At 72.9% G+C, this 23,868-nt stretch carries 22 protein-coding genes and 1 tRNA gene; 10 read left to right on the forward strand and 13 right to left on the reverse strand.

Going from position 1 to position 23,868, the window contains the following annotated elements:
- Window positions 1-209: 209 nt before the first annotated feature.
- Both ACFVS9_RS30200 and ACFVS9_RS30205 read right to left on the reverse strand, forming a co-directional pair.
- Window positions 210-1,109 (reverse strand): transketolase family protein, encoded by a 900-nt coding sequence (locus ACFVS9_RS30200; protein ID WP_389937471.1) that lies wholly within the window; start codon window positions 1,107-1,109, stop codon window positions 210-212.
- 34 nt (window positions 1,110-1,143) lie between these two features.
- Window positions 1,144-1,851, reverse strand: coding sequence for a transketolase (locus ACFVS9_RS30205; RefSeq protein ID WP_389937474.1), 708 nt, complete (start codon window positions 1,849-1,851; stop codon window positions 1,144-1,146).
- 129 nt (window positions 1,852-1,980) lie between these two features.
- Between ACFVS9_RS30205 and ACFVS9_RS30210 the strand changes: the two genes are divergently transcribed.
- Window positions 1,981-2,054 (forward strand) — tRNA-Pro (locus ACFVS9_RS30210).
- 98 nt (window positions 2,055-2,152) lie between these two features.
- On the opposite strand, the gene ACFVS9_RS30215 is transcribed toward ACFVS9_RS30210, so the two are convergent.
- Entirely contained in the window at window positions 2,153-2,566 is a 414-nt protein-coding gene (locus ACFVS9_RS30215; protein WP_389937477.1) for a tyrosine-type recombinase/integrase, read from the reverse strand.
- A 286-nt stretch (window positions 2,567-2,852) separates the two neighbouring features.
- The gene (locus ACFVS9_RS30220) at window positions 2,853-4,103 is read right to left on the reverse strand and encodes a helix-turn-helix domain-containing protein (RefSeq protein ID WP_389937480.1); all 1,251 of its coding nucleotides are present in this window, start codon (window positions 4,101-4,103) and stop codon (window positions 2,853-2,855) included.
- 151 nt (window positions 4,104-4,254) lie between these two features.
- On the opposite strand from ACFVS9_RS30220, the gene ACFVS9_RS30225 reads away from it, so the two are divergent.
- Complete coding sequence (locus ACFVS9_RS30225; RefSeq protein ID WP_389937483.1) at window positions 4,255-4,671, forward strand: ATP-binding protein; 417 nt, start codon at window positions 4,255-4,257, stop codon at window positions 4,669-4,671.
- A gap of 907 nt (window positions 4,672-5,578) precedes the next feature.
- A complete protein-coding gene (locus ACFVS9_RS30230) occupies window positions 5,579-6,973 on the forward strand; it encodes a hypothetical protein (protein WP_389937486.1) in 1,395 nt (464 codons plus the stop codon).
- Window positions 6,974-7,642: 669 nt separating this feature from the next.
- On the opposite strand, the gene ACFVS9_RS30235 is transcribed toward ACFVS9_RS30230, so the two are convergent.
- Window positions 7,643-8,140, reverse strand: a complete 498-nt coding sequence (locus tag ACFVS9_RS30235; RefSeq protein ID WP_389937489.1) for a GNAT family N-acetyltransferase — start codon at window positions 8,138-8,140, stop codon at window positions 7,643-7,645.
- A gap of 416 nt (window positions 8,141-8,556) precedes the next feature.
- On the opposite strand from ACFVS9_RS30235, the gene ACFVS9_RS30240 reads away from it, so the two are divergent.
- Both ACFVS9_RS30240 and ACFVS9_RS30245 read left to right on the forward strand, forming a co-directional pair.
- Complete coding sequence (locus ACFVS9_RS30240; RefSeq protein ID WP_389937492.1) at window positions 8,557-9,798, forward strand: YncE family protein; 1,242 nt, start codon at window positions 8,557-8,559, stop codon at window positions 9,796-9,798.
- Window positions 9,799-9,860: 62 nt separating this feature from the next.
- Complete coding sequence (locus ACFVS9_RS30245) at window positions 9,861-10,691, forward strand: SDR family oxidoreductase (protein WP_389937495.1); 831 nt, start codon at window positions 9,861-9,863, stop codon at window positions 10,689-10,691.
- A gap of 87 nt (window positions 10,692-10,778) precedes the next feature.
- Here ACFVS9_RS30245 and ACFVS9_RS30250 read toward each other — a convergent pair whose 3' ends face one another.
- The 3 genes from ACFVS9_RS30250 to ACFVS9_RS30260 all read right to left on the reverse strand — a co-directional run bounded on the left by ACFVS9_RS30250 (window position 10,779) and on the right by ACFVS9_RS30260 (window position 13,388).
- Window positions 10,779-11,681: a DUF2510 domain-containing protein gene (locus ACFVS9_RS30250; RefSeq protein WP_389937498.1), complete on the reverse strand. Its 903-nt coding sequence runs from the start codon at window positions 11,679-11,681 to the stop codon at window positions 10,779-10,781.
- 79 nt (window positions 11,682-11,760) lie between these two features.
- Window positions 11,761-12,432 (reverse strand): response regulator, encoded by a 672-nt coding sequence (locus ACFVS9_RS30255; RefSeq protein ID WP_389937501.1) that lies wholly within the window; start codon window positions 12,430-12,432, stop codon window positions 11,761-11,763.
- A gap of 2 nt (window positions 12,433-12,434) precedes the next feature.
- On the reverse strand, window positions 12,435-13,388 hold the full coding sequence (locus ACFVS9_RS30260; RefSeq protein ID WP_389937504.1) for a HAMP domain-containing sensor histidine kinase: 954 nt from the start codon (window positions 13,386-13,388) through the stop codon (window positions 12,435-12,437).
- 211 nt (window positions 13,389-13,599) lie between these two features.
- Between ACFVS9_RS30260 and ACFVS9_RS30265 the strand changes: the two genes are divergently transcribed.
- The 5 genes from ACFVS9_RS30265 to ACFVS9_RS30285 all read left to right on the forward strand — a co-directional run bounded on the left by ACFVS9_RS30265 (window position 13,600) and on the right by ACFVS9_RS30285 (window position 17,782).
- Window positions 13,600-13,875, forward strand: a complete 276-nt coding sequence (locus ACFVS9_RS30265; RefSeq protein ID WP_383116464.1) for a hypothetical protein — start codon at window positions 13,600-13,602, stop codon at window positions 13,873-13,875.
- Window positions 13,876-13,957: 82 nt separating this feature from the next.
- On the forward strand, window positions 13,958-14,689 hold the full coding sequence (locus ACFVS9_RS30270) for a FadR/GntR family transcriptional regulator (RefSeq protein ID WP_383116463.1): 732 nt from the start codon (window positions 13,958-13,960) through the stop codon (window positions 14,687-14,689).
- A gap of 149 nt (window positions 14,690-14,838) precedes the next feature.
- Window positions 14,839-15,606, forward strand: a complete 768-nt coding sequence (locus tag ACFVS9_RS30275; protein WP_389937508.1) for a (Fe-S)-binding protein — start codon at window positions 14,839-14,841, stop codon at window positions 15,604-15,606.
- Window positions 15,603-17,147, forward strand: coding sequence for a lactate utilization protein B (locus ACFVS9_RS30280; RefSeq protein ID WP_389937511.1), 1,545 nt, complete (start codon window positions 15,603-15,605; stop codon window positions 17,145-17,147). The genes ACFVS9_RS30275 and ACFVS9_RS30280 overlap by 4 nt, the downstream gene beginning before the upstream one ends.
- Window positions 17,144-17,782, forward strand: coding sequence for a lactate utilization protein C (locus tag ACFVS9_RS30285; RefSeq protein WP_389937514.1), 639 nt, complete (start codon window positions 17,144-17,146; stop codon window positions 17,780-17,782). The genes ACFVS9_RS30280 and ACFVS9_RS30285 overlap by 4 nt, the downstream gene beginning before the upstream one ends.
- Window positions 17,783-17,832: 50 nt before the next feature.
- On the opposite strand, the gene ACFVS9_RS30290 is transcribed toward ACFVS9_RS30285, so the two are convergent.
- From ACFVS9_RS30290 to ACFVS9_RS30310, 5 genes are all read right to left on the reverse strand, one after another.
- A complete protein-coding gene (locus tag ACFVS9_RS30290) occupies window positions 17,833-18,498 on the reverse strand; it encodes a hypothetical protein (protein ID WP_389937563.1) in 666 nt (221 codons plus the stop codon).
- Between the two features lie 510 nt (window positions 18,499-19,008).
- On the reverse strand, window positions 19,009-20,904 hold the full coding sequence (locus ACFVS9_RS30295; RefSeq protein ID WP_389937517.1) for a DUF2264 domain-containing protein: 1,896 nt from the start codon (window positions 20,902-20,904) through the stop codon (window positions 19,009-19,011).
- Window positions 20,901-21,929, reverse strand: coding sequence for a hydroxyacid dehydrogenase (locus tag ACFVS9_RS30300; RefSeq protein ID WP_383117442.1), 1,029 nt, complete (start codon window positions 21,927-21,929; stop codon window positions 20,901-20,903). Before ACFVS9_RS30300 ends, ACFVS9_RS30295 begins: the two co-directional genes overlap by 4 nt.
- Window positions 21,930-21,967: 38 nt before the next feature.
- Window positions 21,968-22,843, reverse strand: a complete 876-nt coding sequence (locus ACFVS9_RS30305) for a carbohydrate ABC transporter permease (RefSeq protein WP_383117441.1) — start codon at window positions 22,841-22,843, stop codon at window positions 21,968-21,970.
- On the reverse strand, window positions 22,840-23,841 hold the full coding sequence (locus ACFVS9_RS30310; RefSeq protein ID WP_389937521.1) for a carbohydrate ABC transporter permease: 1,002 nt from the start codon (window positions 23,839-23,841) through the stop codon (window positions 22,840-22,842). The genes ACFVS9_RS30305 and ACFVS9_RS30310 overlap by 4 nt, the downstream gene beginning before the upstream one ends.
- Window positions 23,842-23,868 lie beyond the last annotated feature (27 nt).

The following is a 23,868-nucleotide window of genomic DNA, read 5'->3' on the forward strand; positions in this document are numbered from 1 at the left end:
TGCCGGGTCCCCGGAGCCCGCCCCGGGTATCCCGCCGTTCCCGGCCCGTGGGGCGTCCCGGAGCCGGCGCCTTACCGGGCTGCGCTCCCCAGCCCGCAGCCCGCAGCCCGCAGCCCGCACCTGGCCGCAGCCCGGTCCGCGCCGCGGGCGGCCGGGCCCCGCCGGCCGGGGTGCGGACCGTGGGCCTCGCCCGGGGGTGGGTGCCGGCTTCAGAGGCCCAGGAAACCGCTGATCCGCTCCCGCAGCGAGCGTGCGTCGAGGCCGTGTGCCACGAGGTGCTCCGCCATCTGCCCGTACCGGCGCAACTCGGCCCGGCCCACCCCCAGTCCGAGTACCCGGTGGGGCAGGTCGGACAGTGCGTCGTCGGCCGCCCTCGTCGAGGTGCCGGCCAGATACGGCTCGACGATCACCACATCCGCCGCGCCGTGCGCACCGGTCGCGCGGCGCAGCCCGGCCGCGTCGAAGGGGCGCACGGTCGTGGCGTACAGCACGGTCGCACCGAGGCCCTCCGTCGCTTCGAGGACGCTGTCGAGCATCGGGCCCACGGCGATCACCACCCCGCCGGTTCCCTCCCGCACCGTGCTGAAGTCCGGGCCCGTGACCGGGCGGCCGGTGCTGTTCGACTGGAGGGAGAGGCGTACGTAGGCCCGCCCGTCCCCTTCCACGGCCCGCCGCAGTAGCGCCTCGGCCTCGTCCGGATGGCCGGGGACGTGCACCGTCCAGCCGTCGAGCGTGTCCAGGAGGGCGACATCGCCGGGCGACATGTGGGTGAACCCCCCGGCCGGCCAGTCGTACGAGGCCCCGGCGCTGACGAGTACCCCGCCCACGCCCTGATGCCCCAGGTCCAGCTTCACCTGCTCGAAGGGGCGCTCCACGAGGAAGCTCGCGAAGGTGTGCATGATCGGCCGTACGCCGGTCAGGGCCATCCCGGCACCCGCGCCGATGAGCAGCTGCTCCCTGATCCCGACGTTGACCACCCGGTCCGGATGGGCCCGCTGCGCCGGGCCGAAGCCGTCGCGGCTGATCTCGGCGAGCACCAGGGCGACGCGCGGGTCCTCGTCCAGGAGGCGGGTGGTGGTGGAGATGAAGCGGTCACGCATGGTGTCCATGGGGATGTCCTTCGTCCTGTTCGGGTGCGGATGATCAGCGGCGGGGTGCCACACGGGCGATGACGGCGTGCGGCCGGCCGGGGTGCGGCGCGGTGAAGGCGGCGTACAGCGCCTCGTGGTCCCGTCCGTCCACGGTCAGGGCCGACCATCCGGCGGCCTCGAAACGGGCCGCGATCCCGCCCGGCCTGGCGTAGCTCGCCGAGGCGTTGTCGATCACCACGGTGTGCAGCCGGTCCAGCCCGGCCGGGCCCGCGTACGCGATCGCCTCGTGGTTGCTGCCCTCGTCCAGCTCCCCGTCACCGGTCAGCACCCACACGCCGGGCTCCCTCAGGCCCTGGGCCCGCAGTCCCAGGGCGCTCCCCACCGCGAGCGGCAGCCCGTGCCCGAGCGACCCGCTGCCGATCTCGACGCCCGGTACCAGCAGGCGGTCGGGATGGTGCCCGAGCGGCGAGTCGTACGTGCCGAAGCCGGCGAGCAGTTCCTCGCCGAAGAACCCGTGTGCGGCCAGGACGGCGTAGTACGCCATGGGGCCGTGCCCCTTGGAGAGCAGGAAGCGGTCGCGGCCGGGGGAGTGCGCCGTGCGCGGCGACACCCGCAGTACCCGGTCGTACAGCACCCAGAGGGCGTCGAGTGTGGAGGTCGCGGCGGGTCCGTGCTTCTCGTCACCGGTCATGAGGCCCATCAGCCGGTCCAGCTCCTCGTAGCCGTGGACCGGCGCGTGCGTGGTGTCCGTGTTCGTCATGTGGCTCAGCGTTCAACGTCAAGCTTGGTTGAGGTCAAGCCCGGGAAACGGGTTCGTGAGCACCGGTGCAAGTGCGGTATTGTTCTCATGCGCGTTCGGCCAGGGGGAAACCCCAGGTCAGACGGACAGCGGGACGTGGCGCAGCTTGGTAGCGCACTTGACTGGGGGTCAAGGGGTCGCAGGTTCAAATCCTGTCGTCCCGACTCGAGAGAGTCGCAGATCAGAGGGGTCCTTCGGGGCCCCTCTTGATCGTTTCCAGGGGCGCCGTCTCACCATTTCTCACGAACGCTGTTGATCAAGGTCAGCCGAGCAGTTCGGCCGGCTTCTCCGTACCCGCCCTGAGCGACTGCGGGTCGGGGTGCACGTAGGTTCGCTTCGTGAACCCGAGGTCCGAGTGACCGGCCCACGCGGAGGCCACCGTGTCCGGCACCCCGTTGTCCGCCATCCACGACAGGCAGGCGTGCCGCGCGTCGTACGACCGCACCTTCCGTACACTCGTGGTGGCCATCAGCTTGTGCGCCTCACGCCGGAGATTGTCCGTCTTCCACGGCTGACAGAGGTCGTCCACGAGGACGTACCCGCTGTCCTCGTACGCCTCCCCGGCGGCCGGTTTCTCCGCTGCCTGCGCGGCGCGGAACGCCTTCAGTGCCCGCAGGGCCGGCTTCGGCAGGGGCAGCGTGCGCTTCCCGGCCTCGGTCTTCGCCCCCTTCTCCACGACCTTGTTCCGCTGCCCCTCTCCTGGGTGCGGTCGCAGACGATCGTCCGCGTGTTGGTGCCGACGGCGATCGTCCCGGCGTCAGGTCCACGTCCGGGCTCCAGCGGGCGCCGCACGCTTCCGTCGGACGCTCCGCGATCAGGGCGAGCAGCATGGGGGCGTAGGACCGGTGCCGTATGGCAGGCGCAGCGGAGTCTGCTGATCGGACAAAGTCCCTCTTTCCTCGACGCCTTCGCTGAAGGCACTTTGCTGGCTTGACCGACCGGAAACGACGAGTGGCGTACCCCTAAGCAAGCAACAAGTGCCCGTAGTCGGCCAGTACTTCGCGTGCCTCGGGCACGTCCTCGTACTCCTTCAGCCGGTGCAGGACCGTCCGGGCCCGCTCCGCCGTGCGCTCTGAGGAGAGATCGCCGGACGTGTCGATGACGCGGCGGGCCTCTTCGGCAGCCTGCTCGGGCTCGTTGGCGTCGGCCAGCGCCACGGCCAGCCATGAGCGGTACAGCGCGATCTCCCGGGCGTGGGTGGCGTCGTAGCGTCCCAGCACGTCCTGGAGCAGCGGCACCGCGCGCAGCGGGCGACGCAGCTCGGTGAACACCCGGGCGTCCATGACCTCCAGCTCCTCGCGGTTCACCCAGTAGGCCCACGTCGGCGCGGGAGGGCCGTCCGTGGCATCCAGGGCGGCATGGGCCTCCCCGAGCGCCCGCAGGGCCGGTTGAGCCTCCCCGGCACGCGTATGCGCCCATGCCACGCGGTCCAGGAACAGGGCGCGGGTTGTGGCCGGAGCGTCCGGCCCGGCCTCGGAGACCGCTGCCTTCGCCAGTTCCAGGCCCTCCCGTTCCCGGCCGCTGTTCGTCAGGTGGTAGGCGAGGCTGCCCGCGAGCTGTGCCACCAGCGGCGCGTCCCCGGCCTGCCGGGCGGCCGAGAGACCGAGTCGGTAGGCGTGCTCCGCGTCCTCACCCCGGCCGGCGTCGGAGGCGATCCATCCGGCGATCTGGCCCAACTCCCCGATCTGCACGAGCAGGCCGCGCCCCGTCTCCTCGGAGTGCTCGGACTCGCGGTACAGGCGGACGGCGGCGCGCAGCTCCCGGAAGGCGGGAGCGATCAGGTCACCGCCGGACAGCACATCGTCCGCGAGCCGGAGGCCGTGGACGCGAGCCGCCAGGCCGTCCACGGTGGTGGCACCGATCCGACGCCCACGGGGGGTCGCCAGGGGCTCCAGAGCGCCCCCGTCGGGCAGCAGGTCCGCGAGGGTGGCCGCGACCCCGGGAAGGGTGGCCTGAGTGTCCCCCCGGGCGTACGCGGCGGCCTGCTCCAGCTCACGCAGCGGCACACCGAGTACCTGGGCGAAGGTGGGCAGCCACACGTCCGGGATGCGCTCCCCGCGCTCCCACCGGGAGACCTCATTCCGTGTGATCGACTGGGCGCCGGACACGGCGCACAGCACGGCGGCGAACTGCCGCTGCGAGCGGCCGGAGTGCCGCCGTAGACCGGCGAGGCAGGCGCCGAACTCGCGGCGTCGCTCGGTGGTGTCGCTCATGGTGGTCCCCTTCCGTATCCAGTGTGGCCCCTCCCTGGCCCCCTGGTCGGCTCCTCCGCATGATCACGCACCCCGGTTACCTGAACGCGAAGCGCCCCGGCGACCGCGCGAACGGCCCCGGGGCTGGCCGATCTGAAGGAAGCAGACCGACATGCCGCAACCTACAACCCGGGCCCGCCAGACCGGGCACCCCGGGTACAGCGAGACCCTGCCGAGGCAACCCGAGAGCGCAGCCACCGCGCGGCGCCTGCTTCGTACCGCCTGTGCTGTCTGGGGGCTGGACGCATTGGCCGAGGACGGGGCGCTGATCGTCTCCGAGCTGGTGGCCAACGCCGTGCAGCACGCCCGGCGGGAGTCCATCCGGGTCGTCATCGACCGTCCCGGCGCTGCGCGGGTACGTGTCGGCGTCGCGGATCTCTCCCGGGCGCGGCCGGTGCGGCGCGAAGCCGACGACAGTGAAGACGGCGGGCGCGGCCTGCGCCTCGTTGCGGCGCTGGCCACCGACTGGGGCACGGATGAGCGGCGCTGGGGCAAGATCGTGTGGGCGGACCTGGAGGGGCGCGGGTGACGACGGGAGAGGCCCCCGGCCGCAGTGCGGCCCGCGCCCATCCATTGCAGTTGGTCGAGCTGTTCGGCAGGGACGGGTGCCTACGGATCAGTACGGCCCCCGCTGAACCCTGCCCGCCCGTCGTTGGTGGAGAGTCCGAGGACGACGAGCAGAACTGACCGCCCCAGGGGCGGCGAAGCCCCGGCCGGTGAACTCCACCGAGCCGGGGCTTCGTCGTCTCACGGTCGTCTCACACAGGTCTCACGAACTGCACGGACTGACGTGGAATTCGCTGCGCCGACCTGGACGTTTTCGCTCCCCCTGGATCTCACGGCGGTCTGGATCTCACGGAACCCTCTGGACGGTGTTTCGTTCACTGGGGGACAAGGGGTCGCAGGTTCAAATCCTGTCGTCCAGACTCGAGAGAGTCGCAAATCAGAGGGCTCCTTCGGGGCCCCTCTTGATCGTTTCCAGGGGCGCCGCCCCACACGTTCCCGCAGACGCTGTTGATCAAGGTCGGTCGAGCGGTCCGGCCCTCTCCTTCGAGCCCGAGCCCGCCTTCAGGGGCAGTCGCAGGTCGTCCACGAGCATGTGACCGTCGGCCTCCCGGACTCCGGGCGCGCGAGGGGACCATTCCGGGCGTGCGCCCGGGGTGGAACCGGGTGGCAGCCGGCTTCCGCCCGCGGACCACGAGCTCTACGAGGCCTGGGTCGCGACCTGAGCGCGCCCACGGTTCCCGGCCGCACTGTCCTGATCACGGCCTTTCCGGCTGACGGCGCCGGCGGGATGATGGCCTGAGGAATACAGGGGGTAATTCCTCTCGACACCCGCCGGCGCACCCTCGAACGTGCCCTTCGCGCATGATTGCCCGCGTACCGGCGGCCCGCCGGGCACCGCGACGTGCACATCATTCCGAGGGGGCCGGGCCGTGGCACGTCACCAACCGAACCACCGACTCGCCCTCCTGCTCACCGAGGCCGACTGGAACCCGGCGGAGCTGGCCAGGGCGGTCAACGCGCTGGGCAAGGCACAGGGCATGAGCCTGCGGTACGACCGCACGTCGGTCGCCCACTGGCTGACCGGCTCGCGCCCCCGGCCCCCCGTGCCCGACCTGGTCGCCGCGGCCTTCAGCCGCCGCACCGAACGCCTGGTCACGGCCGAGGAGACCGGTCTGATCAGCCCCGGGCGGGCGGCCGACGACCAGGCGCTCCCGCCCGGGACGGAGACGGACGACGCCGCGGGCCGGCTGACCATCCTGGCCCGCACCGACGCCGACCCGGCCCGCCGCTCCCAGCTCACCGGGGGCGTGTACAGCCTGCGCGCCGTCGACTCGCCCGGCTGGAACCCGGAACGGCCCGTCCCCGTACGGCCGCGTTCCCCGCACAGCCGGGTGACCGCCGAAGAGGTGCGGGCGCTGCGGGAGATGTGCCAGATCTTCGCCGATCTCATGGAGCGCCACGGCGGCGGGCACGCCCGCTCCGCCCTGGCCGCCTACCTCACCGACGACACGAGCCGTCTCCTGGCCGCTCGCGCGGACTCCTCCCTGAGGGGGCAGCTGTTCAGCTGCGCCGCTCAACTCACCCACATACTGGCCCGCATGACCATGGACGCCGGGTACCCGAGCCTGGCGCAGCGCTACTTCACCACCGCCCTCGGTCTCGCGCAGGAGGCCGGCGACTCCCGTGTGTACGCCATCACCCTGCGGGCCATGAGCCTTCAGGCACTCCGGCTGGGATTCCTGAAGAAGGCTGCGCAGCTCGCCGACTCCGCGATGGGGGCCGGGCCGGTCGCCGACCCGTCCACCCTCGCCTTCCTGCTGAGCCAGCGGGCCGTCACCCACGCCCACGCACGGCAAGGCCGCCGGGCGGTCGCCGACCTCGCGGCCGCCGAGAGCCACCACGACCGCGTGACGCGGGGGGCCGGGCCCTTCGACTCGTATCCCCGGGCCGGCCTCGACTACCAGCGCGGCCAGGTGCTGCTCGCGCTCGGGGACCGGGAAGGGGCCGCGCGGTCCTTCGCCTCCTCGGCCGCGGCCCGCGGTGACGACCGGCGCAGATCCGCCGCGCTGACCCACGCCCGGCTCGCGGCGACACTGCTGTCCCTGGGGCGTCCGGAGGAATCCTGCGTCCACTGGAACGCCTTCCTGGACGGCTACCCGGGTCTGCGTCTCGCCCCCGCGGACGAAGCCCTCGTCTACCTGCGCAGGTCCCTGTACAGGTACCGCGGCCTGTCCCCGGTCGCAGTCGTCCTCCACCGGGCCCGGTCCGTCACCCGTACGGCTCCGGCTCCCGCGAAGGGCCACCGTCCCGGTCCCGGCCGGTGACGGCCCCGCCCCCGGAGGCCCCGCCCCCGGAGGCCCGGGGCACGGTGGGCACCGTGGCGGACCCGGGAGCCGGGGGGAGGGCGGGCCCGGCGGCCGGTGCCGACGGCTCCGCGGGCTGGGCGTCGGGGGGTGTTCCCGGCGGCCTCAGAGGGCTGAAGGTGAACGGATCATCCATGCCCGATGTCTAACGCCCCGGCCGCCGCACCACGCCGCACCACCGGCCCCGGCCGGGGCAATGCACCCGCAGAATCGATTCAGGGTTACTCCGTCCGCCACGGTGCGGGGGAATCGCGCCCCTGCGGCCGGGGGATGGCCCGACGGCCCCGGTCCGTCCGGGAGCCATGGCGCGCAACCTCCGCTGCCCGCACGCCCGTTCCGGGCCGTCGGTCCCCGGCCGCCCACGTGCGGGCGCGGGTGACGGCGTGGCCGTCGGTGTCATCGGGAGTCGCCCTCCCCGGCCTGCGGGCGTGGGCCGGCGCCCGAGGACGCGTCCCTCCACACGCCAACGTGTCCCGCCCTCGGACGCGGCGCGCGGACCGTGGCCATCCGGCCCCACTCCCGGTCAGCGACCCGGTGGGTGTGTACGAGAGCTGCCTACCGGGGTGGCCGGTCGGGCCGGACAGCCGAAGGCGGACTCGTACCGTCCGAGGGGCCGCCACCTGGTCCGTGTCACACCGGCCGCCGCATGCAGACCAGTTCACGGCGTTCGTCCCACGAGGCCGTGGCGGTGAAGCCGAGCCGTTCGTACAGGGCGATGGCCTCGGTACGCCACTTCCACACCGAGAGCCGGACACCGCTCACGCCGGCTTCCGACGCGTGCGCGAGTGCCGCACCCATCAGGGCGGAGGCGACGCCTCTGCCCCGGAATCCGGGGTCCGTCCAGAGCCTCTTGATCTCCGACCGGCCATCGGTGGCGGCGGTGAGTACCAGGCATCCCACGGGGACCTCGCCGATCAGGGACACCAGTACGACATCGTCGGCGAACGCGGTCCCCGGGTCCGAGATCTCCGCCCGGTAGCGGTCGGGCAGCCCGTCCACGTCGTCGACGGCTTCGCCCTTCTCGGCCTCCGTGCGCAGGTGATATGCCGCCAGCAACCCGGACAATCCGTCGTCCTGGGCCGGGGTCCGTCCCCGACGGCTGACGGTGACCTCGTGTCGATCAGTCATGGCGCCAGGATCACACGGCACGCGTCACGCATCTCAGGGGCCCCTCCGGGCACTTCCGGCGCGCCGCGGAGGCGGGAGCGAGGTGTCTCCGCGGCGCGGAGGGGCATCAGGACCGACGCGGGCGAGGCGGGCCCGGGAATCCCGGCGCGCGGCACCCGGCCCGGCGGAGCCGCTGTCCGGCACCGCCGCTCCAGGTCGGGAGCCCGCCCGACCGTGCGAGCCTGCCGTGCGGCTCCGGGGGCGGGTGGCGGGTCATCCGATCGGTCGACCCGCCCGTCATCCGCCCGGCGGCCCGGGTCCGTCCGCCCGGACGACGGGCCGTCCGGGCCGGGGGTGGAGGCTGGGAGGGCGGGAGGAGGCCCTGGCGCCACGACGGCCCTCCCGCCCGCCACGCGAACCACGGGAAGGTGCCACCGATGAGAGCCGACCGACTCCTCACCCCGGCGGAGCGTTCCGCGGGCCGCAGCGCCGGAGCGCGTCGCCGGACGGTGGCGGGGAGGCGCGCGGGTGCTGCGGCAGTCGCCCTCATCGCCCTCGTGGCGCTCCTCGCCGGATGCGCGCCGTCCCGTGACACGGCCCCGTCCTCCGCGTCGGCCTCAGCGCGGCAGCGGACGGCCGGCGCCCCGGCCCCTGCCGCCGGGGAGACTCTCCTGGTCACGGACTTCGGAGCCGATACCGTCACCTTCGTCGACCCCTCGGGGCACGGGCCCTCCGGCCGGCGGTCCGTCGTGGTCGGCACGGCCCCGTACGGCATCGTGCTCGGCGGCGACGGCACCGCGTGGGTGGCGACGGCCGAGGGTGTGGCCGTGGTGGACACCGAAGCCCGGAAGCGGACCGCCCTGATCCCGTACGCCACCGACACGGGGCCCGTCACCACGGGGGAGTACCGGGGCGGGGGCATGGGGATCGCGCTCTCCCCGGACGGGCGCACCGTCTACGTCGGCGTGAACGTCCCCGGGGCATCCGGCACGCTCGAAGCGATCGACACCGGGCGGCGCGAGGTCGTCGGGACGGCCCCGGTCGGCCGCCGGCCCTTCGACGTCGACGTCTCGGGTGACGGGCGGCAGGTCTACGCGACCGGCCACGACTCCTTCGACGTCACGGTCGTCGACGCGGCGACCTGGGGGACCCGGCGCATCGAAGTGGCCCCCTACGGGACCGAAGGGGGCCTCGGGTCCTGGCTGAAGCCGCACTACGCCGCCGTACGCCCGTCCGACGGCGCCCTCCTCCTCCCCTTCGAGGGGGAGCGCCTGGCCGTGGTCGAACCGGGCACAGGACGGGTCCGCGTCGAGCGCATGACCGCCGACACCCACCAGCACGGGGTCGCGGTCACGGAGGACGGGACACTTCACGTCGTCGGCACCGGTCCCATCGACCCCGCGACCGACGCGGGGCCCTCCCTGACGGTCCGTTCGCCCGGTGGGCGGGAACGCGTCATCCCGCTGGACGGTCCGCACGAGGACGTCGAGGTCAGCGCCGACGGCCGCACCGCCTACGTCTCGGGCGGCTTCACCCGGGACGGCCACTGGGACGGCATCAGCGTGGTCGACGTGGCGACCGGGGACGTGACGCGGATCCCGGCCGGTACGCGGCCCCTGGGCATGGTGATCCTCCGAGGGCCGTACCGTCCGCCCGTCTTCCCTGCACCTGTAGGGTAAACGGCACTTGTATGACAGGTGGCAGGCGTGCTCGGGCGCGTGCCCCGACCGAGGGAGATGTCGTGTCGCGGACCGTCGCAGTGGTCATCGGTGTCGGCGGGATGGGGCAGGCGATCGCCCGCCGCGTCGGAACGGGAACCCGTCTGGTCCTGGCGGACTTCGACCGGCGCACCCTGGACACCGTGGCCGGCGAACTGAGCGGTGAGGGCTACGAGGTGACGCCCCAGCAGGTCGACGTGTCGTCAGGTGAGTCGGTGGCCGCGCTCGCCCGGCTGGCCGCTTCCCTCGGGGAGGTCCGGTACGTGGTGCACACCGCCGGGCTGTCCCCCGTGCAGGCGCCCGTGGCCGCGATCCTCGCGGTGGACCTGCTCGGTGTGGCGCTGGTGCTCGAGGAGTTCGGACAGGTTGTCGCGAGCGGCGGCGCGGGGGTCGTCATCGCCAGCATGGCCGGACACGGCTACCCGCCCTTCGCGAGCGAGCAGGAGCGCGAACTCGCGAACACCCCGGCCGGCTCCCTCCTCGCCCTGCCGGTCGCCGACCCGGCCAACTTCCCCGTCGCGGGAGCCGCTTACGCCTTCGCCAAGCGCGCCAACCTCGTGCGCGTCCAGGCCGCCAGCGTGACATGGGGCGCCAGGGGCGCCCGGATCAACACGGTGAGCCCCGGAGTCATCGCCACACCCATGGGCCGGGAGGAACTGGACGGCGAGCACGGCGCCCGGATGCGGGCGATGATCGACGGGTCCAACGCCCGGCGCGAAGGCGCCCCGGCCGATATCGCCGCGGCCGTGGAGTTCCTGCTGAGCCCCGCCGCGAGCTTCGTCTCCGGCTCCGATCTGCTCGTCGACGGCGGCGTCACCGCCGCACTGCGGACGGGGCACCTCGCGGGGATCTGACCCCGGCGAGGCCGCCCGGGGGCGGGCCGTACGCGTGAGGGCCGTACCGGAACCTTCCGGTACGGCGCTCACGCGCTGTCGGACGCGTCAGGCGGTCCGGCCGGTACCGGAGGCGGAACCTGCGCCCTCCGCCTGCTTGATGCCCTTGGTGATGTCGTCCAGGACCGAGAGCTTCGGTGCCTCGGCGTTGATGTCGAACCCGGACCGGACGACCACCAGCATGCCCTTGACGTTGGGGGACGGGAACGCGAGCGACTCGACGTACCCGTCGTCGCCGTTCTTCGTCACCACCTTCCAGCGCACCAGGTAGCCCTTCTGCCCGGCGACCGTCACGGCCTCCGCCCTGAGCTCCTCGTGCGAGGTGACGCCTCCGTAGATCTTCTCGCCGTAGGACTCCTCGGCGTTGGCCTTGATGTCGGCCTCCGCCGCCGCCTTCGCCGTGGTCGCGTCGATCCTGAGTGCCTGGGCCGGCGCGGAGAACACCCCGCCGCGCACGCAGGTCTGGGACTCGTCACCGGGGCAGGCGTACTCACCGGTCGTCACACCCGCGCTGATCGGCCCGGACTGGCCCTTCCAGCCGTCGGGTACGGGGATGCTGATCCCGCTGGCCGCGTCGGTGGCGTATCCGTCCTCCGTCTGCGGCATCTGCCCGCCGGGGCTCCGGCCGTCGCCGTCCTGCCCGCCGTCACTTCCGCCTCCGCCGGGCGCGCCCGGGACGCGGGGGCTCTCCGAGGGCGCGGGGGCCGCCGCCGAACCGGCGCGGTCCGCGGAGCTGTTGCCCAGCAGGTACGCGCCGCCTCCCACGGCCGCGAGTACCACGACGCCGGCGGCGATGGCCGCGCCGATGCGTATGCGGCGGCGCCGGACCGCCGCGGGGGGTATCCGGAGCTGGTCGGTCCAGCGGCTCCCGTCCCACCAGCGTTCGTGAAGGGGGCCGATTCCTGAGTGCCCGGGGTCTGGATGCCAGCCGGGCGGGGTCGTCTGGGTCACAGGGCCACCGTAAGCGCACCGGGTGAGAATCGTATGAAACGCACAGCGGAACGGTGGCCGTCCGGAGGGCCGGTGCCTCCTACGGCTCGATGAGTCCCGCCCGGATCGCGTACCGGGTCAGTTCCAGGCGGTCGCGGAGCCCCAGTTTCTGCAGCAGGTTCGCCCGGTGCCGCTCCACGGTCTTGACGCTGATCACGAGCATGCCCGCGATCTCCTTCGACGAGTGGCCCTCGGCGACCAGCTTGAGGATCTCCTCCTCGCGCTCGGTGATCGCCCGGTCGGGAACGTCACCGCCGTCCCGGACCCGGTCGAGGTAGTTGCGGATGAGGGCGGTGACCGCGCCCGGGTAGAGGAACGGCTCGTCGCGCATGGCCGCGTGGCACGCCTCGACGAGGTCCCGGTCGGCGACCGACTTCAGGACGAATCCCGAGGCGCCCGCCTTCAGGGCCTCGAAGAAGTACTGCTCGTTGTCGTACATGGTGAGCATCAGGATGCGCAGCTCCGGCATGACCCGGGACAGCTCGCGGGCTGCCTGAAGGCCCGTCAGGCGGGGCATGGCGATGTCGAGCACGGCGAGGTCCGGCCGCTCCTCGCGGGCCATCTCGATCGCCTCGGCGCCGTCACCCGCCTCGGCGACGACCTGGAGGTCCGGTTCGCCGTCCAGGATCAGCCGCACGCCGCGGCGCACCAGGGCGTGGTCGTCGGCGAGCAGGATGCGGGTCGTCCGGGACCCGGCGGGGGAGTGGGGCATGGTCAGGCGCTTCCGTTCCGTACGGGCACATCGAGGCGTACGTCCGTGCCGCCTGTCGCACCGGTCCCGAGGGTGAGTGTGGCACCGATGAGCAGGGCGCGTTCACGCATGCCGCGCAACCCCGCGCCCTCCTGGGCCTCGCCGAGGCCGCGGCCGTCGTCGCGGATCCGCAGCTCCACCCCGCCGGGGCGGCGGCGCAGGGAGAGTTCGAGCACGGTGGCGCCCGCGTGCCGGACGGTGTTGGTGACCGCCTCCTGGGCGATGCGGTAGACGACGAGCTCCGCCTCCTCGCCGAGCGGGGGCAGGTCCTTCTCCATCCGCCGCCTGATCGTCAGTCCCTTCGGCGTCGGCGTCTCGGTGGTCAGGGCCGTCAGGGCGCTGACCAGCCCCAGCTCCTCCAGGACCCCGGGGCGCAGCCGTCGCGCGATGCGGCGGATCTCGTCCAGGCTCCCCCGGGTGATCTCCTGGACCTGCGCCAGCTCCTCGCGCAGCGGTTCCGGGGCGTGGCCGGTGACCCGTTTCAGTTCCAGCAGGACGGCGGTCAGGGTCTGGCCCACCTCGTCGTGCAGCTCCTGCGCGACCCGGCGGCGTTCGGCCTCCTGGGCCCCCAGCGCCCGTGCGCTGCTGGTCGCGCGCTCCGCCTCCAGCCGGTCGAGCATGCTGTTGAACGTCTCGATCAGCGCCGCCACCTCTCCCTCGCCGGCGACCTCCGGGCGCGGGCGCGGGCTCAGCAGATCGATGGTCGTCATCGCCCGGGTGACCCGTTGCAGCGGGGCGAGGCCCAGCCGCAGGAGCAGGGCGTTCGCGCCGAGCATCAAGGCCATGCCGCCGGCCAGGATCAGAGCCTCGGTGAGCACCACCGGGGCGGACACGGTGATCGGGCCGAGCAGCAGCAGAGCCCCGGCGGCGACCAGCACCGCGGCGTTGAGCAGGAAGATGCGCCAGAACAGGGACAAGACCGCACGGCCTCCTTCGGACGTGTACGGGCGGACGGGCTGCCTCCACTATCGCCGGTCCCGGGTGCCGCGCGGTCCCGCCCCCGGTCCGTGGTCGCGTCTGCATGGCGCTCCCCCTCGGAAATGGGTGTCAGCCCCGATGTCCCCGGGCCGCCTCCCGCACCGAGTATGGAGTCGGATCCAAAGAGTTCGGATCCGGGAGGGAGTCACCATGTCCCACTACGACGAGCGAGCGCACGGCTTCGAGGAACGGCTCCGCGGCGGCGGGTCCGAAGGCGCCGGCGCACCGGAGCGCAGGGCTCCGCGCGCATTCCGGCCCGGCCCGACCTGGCTGTGGCTCACCGTGGGAGTCGTCGGCCTGGTGACGGGGATCTTCATCGGGCACGGCCTCCTCATCGCCGCCGGACTGGTGGTGGCCGGGATGGCGGGACAGCTCCTCGACCCGCAGCGGAGCAGGTCCCGGGGCGGAGTGCCGCGACCTCACTGAATCCCCTCCGGGCTTTGGTCCGACCACACGCGCTGTGTGACATAGTCGGAGCATGCGTATCGCCCGGAACAGGGAGTAGCGGATGTCCGTCGAGTGGCAGCCCGTACGGCAGTCCCGCACCCACGAGCTCGTGCTCCAGAGCATCGAGGAACGGGTCTTCGCGGGGGAGCTCAAGGCGGGGGACCGCCTGCCGCCCGAGCGTGAGCTGGCACCGGTGCTCGGTGTCAGCCGCTCGGCGCTGCGCGAGGCGCTCCGGGTGCTGGAGACCATCGGCGTCCTGGTCGCCCAGCCCGGCCGGGGCCCGGACTCCGGGGCGCGCATCGTGCGCAACCCGGACGACGCCCTCGGCCGGCTCCTCCGCCTGCACTTCGCGCTCGGCAGTTACGGACTGCACGACGTGCTGGAGGCGCGTGTCGTCCTGGAGCGGTCCAGCTGGGAGGCGGCCGCCCGGCACGCCCGTGCCGAGGACCTCGACGCGGCGGCGGACCTCGTCCGGCGCATGGGCGAGCCCGAGGTGGGCGTGGCCGAGTTCAACGACCTCGACACCCGCTTCCACGTCCTGATCGCCGCGAGCTCCGGCAACGCGCTCACCTCCACGCTCACCTCGGCGGTCCGCGAATCCGTGCGCCCGCTCATCCTGCGCGCCCTGGAGCGGACCGACGACTGGCCGGCGACGGCGGGCGCGCTCAACGCCCAGCACGAGCGGCTGCTGCGGCTCGTCCGGGAGGGGCGGGGCGGCGAGGCGGCGGACCTGGTCGAGGAGCACATCAGGGGGCTGCACGGGACCCTGGTCGACGAGAACGGCGCCGCTTAGGGCGGAGTCCGCCACAGGACGGGAGCGGGGAGGGTGCGCACGCACCCTCCCCGCTCCCGTTTCCGCGTGCCCCCGCCGGGCGCGTCCGCACGCTTCCCCATTCGGACCGAGGCTAGTATGGTCGGACCATAAGCGACCGGGGAGGTCCCATGCGTATCGGACTCTTCGCCACCTGCCTGGGAGACACGCTCTTCCCGGAGGCGGTGAGATCCACCGCGGTGCTGCTCGCCCGCCTGGGCCACGAGGTGGTCTTCCCGCCGGGCCAGACCTGCTGCGGCCAGATGCACGTCAACACCGGCTACCAGCGCGAACCCGTCCCGCTGGTGCGCAACTTCGCCGAGCAGTTCGGGGACCCCTCGATCGACGCGGTCGTCATGCCCTCCGGATCGTGCGCCGGCTCCGTCCGCCACCAGCACGAGATCGTCGCCCGCCGCTACGGGGACGCCGCACTGCGCGCCGGGGTCGCCACCGTCAAGGCCAAGACGTACGAGCTCTCCGAGCTGCTGGTCGACGTCCTCGGCGTCACCCGCGTCGGCGCGTACTTCCCGCACCGCGTCACCTACCACCCCACCTGCCACTCCCTGCGCATGCTCCGGGTCGGCGACAAACCCCTGAAGCTCCTGCGGGCCGTCGAGGAGATCGACCTGGTCGAGCTCCCCGAGGCCGACTCCTGCTGCGGCTTCGGCGGCACCTTCGCGGTCAAGAACTCCGAGACCTCCACCGCGATGCTCCAGGACAAGATGCGCAACATCGCCTCGACGAAGGCCGATGTCTGCTCCGCCGGGGACTCCTCCTGCCTGATGCACATCGGCGGCGGGCTCTCCCGGATCAGGTCCGGTACGCGCACCCTGCACCTCGCCCAGATCCTGGGGTCCACCCGCACCGCGCCGTACGCCCTGACGGAGGCCGCCCGATGAGCACGTTCCTCGGCATGCCCGCCGCCCCGCCGCGCTCCCCGTACGGAACGGGAAACCTGCGCGGCGACCGCACCTTCCCCGAGGCGGCCCACGACGAACTCCGCAACGAGCAGCTGCGCCGCAACCTCGGCAGGGCCACGCGCACCATCCGCGCCAAGCGGCTCGACGTCACCGGTGAACTCCCCGACTGGGAGCGGCTGCGTGACGCCGGGGCGGCCATCAAGACCGACACCATGAACCGGCTTCCCGAACTCCTGGAACAGCTGGAGCGCAAGGTCACCGAGCGCGGCGGAACGGTGCACTGGGCGCGCGACGGCGTCGAGGCCAACGAGATCGTCACCCGGCTGGTCAGGGCGACCGGCAGCAGCGACGTCATCAAGGTCAAGTCGATGGCCACCCAGGAGATCGGCCTCAACGAACACCTCGAAGCGGCCGGCATCACCCCGTACGAGACCGACCTGGCCGAGCTCATCGTGCAGCTCGCCGACGACAGGCCCTCGCACATCCTGGTGCCCGCGATCCACCGCAACCGCGACGAGATCCGGCAGATCTTCCTCGACGAGATCCCCGGGGTCGACCCGGACCTCGACAACGTGCCCGCCCACCTCGCCGCCGCCGCCCGCGCCTATCTGCGCGAGAAGTTCATGACGACCAGGGTGGCCGTCTCCGGTGCCAACTTCGGCATCGCCGGGACCGGGACCCTCGCCGTGGTCGAGTCGGAGGGCAACGGCAGGATGTGCCTGACCCTGCCCGACACCCTCATCACCGTGATGGGCATCGAGAAGGTCCTGCCCCGCTACGAGGACCTGGAGGTCTTCCTCCAGCTGCTGCCGCGCTCCTCGACCGGCGAGCGGATGAACCCCTACACCTCGATGTGGACGGGCGTCACCCAGGGGGACGGGCCGCAGGACTTCCACCTGGTCCTCCTCGACAACGGCCGCACCGCCGCGCTCGCCGACACGATCGGCCGCGAGGCGCTCAACTGCATCCGCTGCTCGGCCTGTCTCAACGTCTGCCCCGTCTACGAACGGGCCGGCGGCCACGCCTACGGATCGACGTACCCGGGCCCGATCGGCGCGGTCCTCACTCCGCAGCTCGCCGGGATGCACGCCGCGAAGGACGACCCCAACAGCTCGCTGCCGTACGCCTCCAGCCTCTGCGGCGCCTGCTTCGACGCCTGCCCCGTGAAGATCGACATCCCCTCGATGCTCGTCGAACTGCGCCACCAGCACACCGAGGAGTCCGGAACGACGGCCGAGAAGCTCGCCATGAAGGCGGCGGCCGGGGTGATGCGGAAGCCGAAGCTCTACACCGCCGCGCAGAAGGCGGCCTCCCTCGGCAGGGTCGCCGGCGGCCGGGACGGCACGATCTCCCGCCTGCCCGCCCCGCTCAGCGGCTGGAGCGACAGCCGTGACACCGCCGTCCCGCCCAGGCAGTCCTTCCGCTCCTGGCTGGCGTCGGCCGAGGGCGCGGCGACGATGCGGGCCGCAGCCGAGGAGGGCGCCGCACGCGCCGCCGGGAAGACCGAGGAGGACCAGTGACCACCCCCACCGCACGCGACACGGTGCTCGGCCGGATCAGGGACGCCCTGGCCCTCGCACCCGCTCCCGACGTCACGGTCCCGCGCTCCTACCGCACCGCCCGCACCCTCCCGGACGGCGAACGCCTCGCGCTCCTGACGGACCGGCTCGTCGACTACAAGGCGACGGTCCACCCCTGTACGGCCGACCGGACGGCCGACGTGATCGCCGGCGTCCTGCACGAGCGGGGCGCCCGGCGGATCGGCGTCCCGGACGGGCTGGACGAGCGGTGGCTCGGCGCCTACGACGGCGAGGTCCAGCGGGACTCCTCGGACATCCCGGCGCCGAGCCTCGACGCCCTGGACGGCGTGGTGACCTCCTCCACCGTCACCTGCGCCGAGACCGGCACGATCTTCCTGGACGGCTCGCCCGACCAGGGACGGCGCGCCCTGTCCCTCGTCCCCGACCTCCACGTGTGCGTCGTCGACCTGTCCTCGGTCGTGGCCGGTGTGCCGGAGGCGGTGGCCCGCCTGGTACCGGAGCGGCCGACGACGCTGATCAGCGGCCCGTCGGCCACGTCCGACATCGAACTGGAACGGGTGGAGGGAGTGCACGGCCCCCGCACCCTCGCCGTGGTCATCCGCACCGACACCTGAGGGACGGTCCCCGGTGCCCCGCGCGCGGGGCACCGGCAACCCTCCCGGCGTCAGGCGCCGAGGTCGTAGAGCGCGAACTCCTCCCAGGAACCGGTGATCTCGGCGGAACGGGCGCGCAGGGCGTACTGGAGGGAACCGGTGTAGCCGTTCTCCATGGCGACGAACAGCCCGTTCAGCGTGGACTGGAGGGCCCAGCGGTCCAGGGACTCGTTGTAGTACAGGACGAACCGCTCCCAGCCGCCCACGCTCGTGGAGCGGGCGCGCAGCACGTTCTGCGCCGTGCCGGTGTAGTTCTTCTCGACGGCCACGTACCGGTTGTTCGCCAGGGACTTCATGGCGAACGTCCCGGAGGCGTCGTCGAACTCGAAGGCGAAGCCCTCCCACGCGCCGCCGACCTCCAGGGAACGGGCCCGCAGCGCACCGGTGTTAGGGGCCGCGTAGTTCACCTCGGTGGCCACGAACCGCGCGTTGCGGGCCGACTGCACGGCCAGGAGCTCGGTGGTGACCGCGGCGGCGGAGACGCCGTCACCGGCGGCCGACGGGGCACGCCGGGCGCCGGCCCCCTCGGTGAGGCGGGCGAGCCCGGGGCCGTCCACCGCCGTCCACCCGCCCGGCACGGCGCCCGGCCCCCCGGTCCGGGGCGCGGCTCCGGCCGCGGGTGACGTCAGCACGGAGGCGGCGAGAACGGCGCTCAGCGAAAGAAAGACGGACACGATGCGTCGCACGACGTATTCCTCACTTGTCGTCAAAAGAATTCCGGGGGCCCGTGGAAAGCGGGTCGCGAACGGATATACGGTCCGCCTCGGCGCGCATGCACAGGACGGATGAAAGGCCCCGATCGGCCAGGACCGTCATTTCCGCGCGCCCGGCGAATTCCGCCCCCAAGTCGTCCCACACCCCCCGAGGCCGCCGTCCACACCCCTCCCCAGGGCGCTTGGGCAGCCACTTCCCCGATCGGCGAAGCGGCCTCAGCGTAACCGTGCGACATGAGGTTCGGAAATGAATTGGGACTGTCGCGACGGGGCGGGCGGACTTTCCCGCTGCATTCCGGATTCCGCAGTTCTCCGTTTACCCGGCCGACGTCTTCCGTTTCCACGGGGGCCGCTCATCGGGCCGGCGGGCGGATTCCCGTCCGGGCGCCCGGTCCTCCTCCGCGGGAACGACGAACGGCCGGCGGCCCCGAAGGGATGCCGCCGGCCGTTCGCCGCTCTCCGGTCCCGCTCAGGTCATCCGAGCCCGTGGGTGACCTCCAGCGGCGCGAAAGCGACACGTGTCGTCGTACCGTCCCCCGCCCAGCGCACCACGACCGTCTCCCCGTCCACGTCCACCCCGCTCACCGCGGAGGCGAGCGGAGCGGCGTCCGGCTCGGCGGTGAGCGTGGCCAGTGCCGCGAAGATCCCGGTCCCCTCCACGTCGGCGCCGAGCCGGGGGAGGGCCGCCCACCGGGCGAACGCCGTGCCCTGGGGCGCCCGTACCTCCTCCCGCTCCGCCCAGCCGTGCAGCCCGAGCAGAGCGGAGCAGACCCGGTCCGGCGCGCCCGTCGCCCAGCCGGTCTCCTCGGCGCGCGCTCCCGCGGGCGCGCCCAGGACCCGGTGCACCCGCAGTTCGTACCGGCCCCGGACGACGGTCACGCTCTCGACCCGCAGGCCCGGGACCGTCGGCGGGCCGCCCGCGAAGACCGGGGTGTGCCAGGACGCCGCCCAGCCCCAGCCGTCACCGTGGCCCGCGCCCAGCGGGCGGATGCGTACCCGGCTGCTGCGGAAGCCCCCCACCCGGACCGACAGATGGTTGTCCGCGGTGTTCGCCGGCGCGGTGGGGCCGGTGGCCGTCGAGTACGCCAGCCGCGCGTAGAGCGGGTCCGACAGACCGGCCGACTCGCCCTCGTGCGGCCGGACATGGTTGCTGCCGTGGTTGTGCAGCCGTACGATGCCGTCCGCCCGGGTCGACTGCACCAGCAGCCCCGGCGACGGCAGCGACAGCACCCGGTCCGGACCCTCGCTCGGGGCGGGCTCCTCGTCCGCCGTCCACAGCGGGTGCTCCGCCGGTGCGAGCAGGGCGACGAACGCCTTCGACGCCCAGTAGGGCGACGCCGGGCCCGAGTACGTCTGGAGCGTCGCGTCGTGCGGACCGTGCCAGCCCAGGCTCAGCAGACCGTCCTCCCCGGCCGAACCGCGCTCCAGGAAGTACCGGAGCGCCCCGCTGACCAGGCGCCGCGAGACACCGGGGGCGAGCGGGGTGTGCCCGGACACCGCGCCCATCCCGACGGCCGCCCCCGCCGCGAAACGGTAGGTGAGGGAGCGCCCGAAGTGCAGCGGAGCGCCGTCCGCGCCGAACATCAGCGAGAAGCTCTCCAGGTGTTCCCTCAGCCGCGCGCCGTGATGCGCGGACAGCTCCGCGTCGCCCGACAGGTAGGCGTCCAGCACCGGATACAGGTGCAGCGCCCAGCCGTTGTAGTGGTCGAAGGCGCGGCCGTCCCCGTCGGCGTACCAGCCCTCGCCGCGGTACCAGACCTCCAGCAGGTCCAGTGCCCGCTGCCGGGCCCGGGCCGTCTCCGCGTCGCCCCGGCCGACCGACTCCAGGAACCCGGCCACGGAGAAAGGGAAGAGGTACCAGTTGTTCGGTGCGGGCGTGTGCCGCAGGGCGCCGCGCAGCCATTCCTCGGCCCGGTCCCGCGTCCCGGGGTCGAGCCGGTCCCACAGCCAGGGCCGGGTCAGCCGCAGCCCGATCGCCACCGACGCCGACTCCACCATGGGCTGGCCGAACACGGTGTGGTCCTGGATCAGCGGCCAGGACTCGGCGTCGTCCCGCCCGGCCGTGCGGGTCCCGGAGGTGAGCCCGTCGGCGTACCGCTCCAGCCAGTTGTGCGGGTCCTCGCCCCGCGCGCCGGCGACGCGGAAGGCGGCGGTGAGGAACGTACGGGCGTAGCCCTCCAGGCCGTCGGACCTGACCCCGGAGCCCGAGGGGCGGCCCGGCAGGTCGAGGAGGGCCCGGCCGGGGGTCGCCCACTTCCAGGCGGCGTCCAGCAGCCCGTCCGCCGCGGCTTCCCAGTGGGCCCGGGTGTAGCCGGTGTACGGGCTCGTCGCACGGTCTTCGCGGGGGAGCTGAAAGGGGAGGGAGGTCATGCGAGGAATGCCAGCCTTTCGCGTCGTACGGGATGGGCGAAGCCGTCGCCCGCGGCCCATCGGGCGACCTCGTCGACCGCCAGATCGGCCAGCCGGCGCAGCTCGTTGCCCTGGGATCCCGCCAGATGAGGGGTGATCAGCGCGTTGTCGCAGTCCCACAGCGGATGGTCCGCGGGCAGCGGGTCGGGGTCGGTGACGTCGATCACCGCCCGGATCCGGTCCGCGCGCAGGACGTCGGTGAGGGCGTCCTGGTCGACGACCGCGCCCCGTGAGGTGTTGACGAGGACGGTGCCGGGCCTCATCGAGGTGAGCAGTCCGCGGCTGACCAGACCGGTGGTCGCGGGCAGCAGCGGTGTGTGGACACTGACCACGTCGCTCCGCGCGAAGAGCTCGTCCAGGGTGACCGGGCGGACACCCAGCTCGGCGGCCTCGCCGTCGGTGACGTACGGGTCGTGGAGCAGCACCCGCAGGTCGTACGGGCGCAGCAGGTCGATCACCCGCCGCCCGATCAGCGAGGCGGACAGGATGCCCACCGTACGCCGGTAGTTGCCCACGTCCTGCGGGGTGGCGAGCCAGGCGTCGCGGAGCCGGGTGGCCCGGAAGTCCCGGGCCCGCTCCAGGACCCGTTTGCCGGAGAGCAGGATCATCGCGAGGGTGTACTCCGCGACCGGCAGCGCGTTGGCCGCCGCGGCCGACGACACCTCGATGCCCCTGTCCCAGCAGGCGTCGGTGACATGGCCGCGTACCGAGCCCGCCGTGTGCACGACGGCCCGCAGCGCGGGCGCGGAGTCCAGCACCCCCGCGTGCACCGGCGGACAGCCCCAGCCGGTGACCAGCACCTCCGTGTCCGCGAGCACGGCGCGGGCCTCCGGAGTGGTGAAGTCGTCGATCGCCGGCAGGGGTGCGAGCGCGCACACCTCGGCCAGGGCTGCCAGGGACGGTGGGGGGAGCACCGCGGCTGCGGCGTCCGCTCCCATGGCGAGTGCGGCGCGCGGCCGTCGGCGGGCGGGGGGAGTGCTGGGCATGGTTCTCCTGAGCGGTCGTCCGGGCGGGGGCGGTGCGGCTACTTGACGGAGCCCGCCGTGAGTCCGGACCGCCAGAAACGCTGGAGCAGGGCGAAGGCGAGGATCAGGGGCAGCACCGCGAGCAGCGAGCCCATGATGACGACGGGGTAGTACTCCGGTGACACGGACGCGGCGCTGTTCCAGGAGTACAGCCCGAGGCTGACCGGATACAGGTCCTGGTCGGAGAGCATCACCATGGGCAGGAAGAAGTTGTTCCAGATGGCGGTGAGCTGGAAGAGGAAGACGGTCACCAGCCCCGGCCCCAGCATGCGGAGCGCCACCCGGAAGTAGGCGGCCAGTTCGCCCGCCCCGTCCATCCGCGCGGCCTCGAGCACCTCGTCGGGAACGTACCCCTGGCTGAAGATCCGGCCGAGGTAGACCCCGAAGGGGTTGAACAGGACGGGGATGAAGACCGCCCAGAAGGTGTTCACCAGACCGGCGCCGGACGCCATCAGGTAGAGCGGCAGGGCGAGCACGGTCTGCGGCACCATGACGGCGGCCAGCACCAGGCCGAACAGCTTCTCCTTGTGGGCGAAGCGGTACTTGTCGAAGGCGTAGCCGCAGGCGATGCTGATCAGCGCCCCGAGGGCCGCGCCGAGCACCGCGTACAGCAGGCTGTTGCCGTACCAGCGCCCGTAGAGTCCGCCGTCCATGGCGAACAGGTCCTTCATGTTCCGCACGAGGGAGAAGTCCGTCAGCGACAGGATGTCGCTGCTGAACAGGGCGTCCCTGTCCTTGGCGGAGGCGAGCACCAGCCACAGCACCGGCAGCAGGGTGTACAGCACGGACACGAGGACCACGAGGTTGACCACGGAGCGCCCGAGGAGCCGGGGCCGCAGGGGCGAGGCGGTGCGGGACACGGTCGACGCGCTCATCGGGCGGCCTCCTCTGCGGCGTCGGCGCGGTTGGTCCAGCGGGTGACGCCGTAGGAGAGGGCGATCGTGCACAGGAGCAGGATGACCGAGGCGGCTGCCGCGAGACCGTAGTTGTTCCGGGTGAACGCGGCGTCGTAGACGTACATGCTGGGCGAGAAGCGCGAGTTGATCATCGGGGTGGACTGGCTCAGCAGCATCGGTTCGGTGAAGAGCTGGAGCGCGAAGATGAGGGTGAACATCGCGACCATCACGATCGAGGAGCGCACCAGCGGGGTCTTGACCTGGAGGGCCGTGCGGACGGGGCCCGCGCCGTCGACGACGGAGGCCTCGATCACCTCGCGGGGGACCGCCTGCAGGGCGGCGTAGAACACGACCATGTTGTAGCCGAGGTTGCTCCAGAGCGCGATGTTCACGATGGACGGGAGCACCGTGTGCACCCCGAGGAAGTCGACGGTGATGTCCGCCCGGCCGAGCAGGTCGATGACGGGGCTGATGCCGGGGGTATACAGGTACAGCCAGATCAGCGCGGCGATGATGCCCGGCACGGCGTGCGGCAGGAACAGCGCCAGCTGGACGGTGCCCCGCAGGCGGACCACCCCGGAGTCGAGCAGCAGCGCCAGTACGAGGGCGCCGACGACCATCAGCGGGATGTAGACCAGGCAGTACAGGGCGACGACGCCGAGGCCCCCGAGGAAGGTCGGGTCGGCCAGTACGGCGGTGTAGTTGCGGAGGCCCGCGAACACCGTCCGCTCGGGGCCGAAGCCCAGTCCGGGCTGGTCGTCGCTGAAGAAGCTCAGACGGACGGCGGTGGCGACCGGGATGAGGAAGACGGTCACCAGAAGGGCGAAGAACGGGGTCATCAGGACGCCGCAGGCGCCGAGTTCACGCCTCCGGGCCGACCTGCGGGCCTTCGGCGCCGACGCGGCGGCGGCCGGACCCTGCGGTGACGGCCGGGCGGTGGCGTCCGCGGGTACGGACGCGGGGGCTGTGCTGGTCATGGGTGTCACCTGCCTCTCTGCTGCTGG

The organism is Streptomyces sp. NPDC058008, assembly GCF_042886395.1.
Classification (GTDB): domain Bacteria; phylum Actinomycetota; class Actinomycetes; order Streptomycetales; family Streptomycetaceae; genus Streptomyces.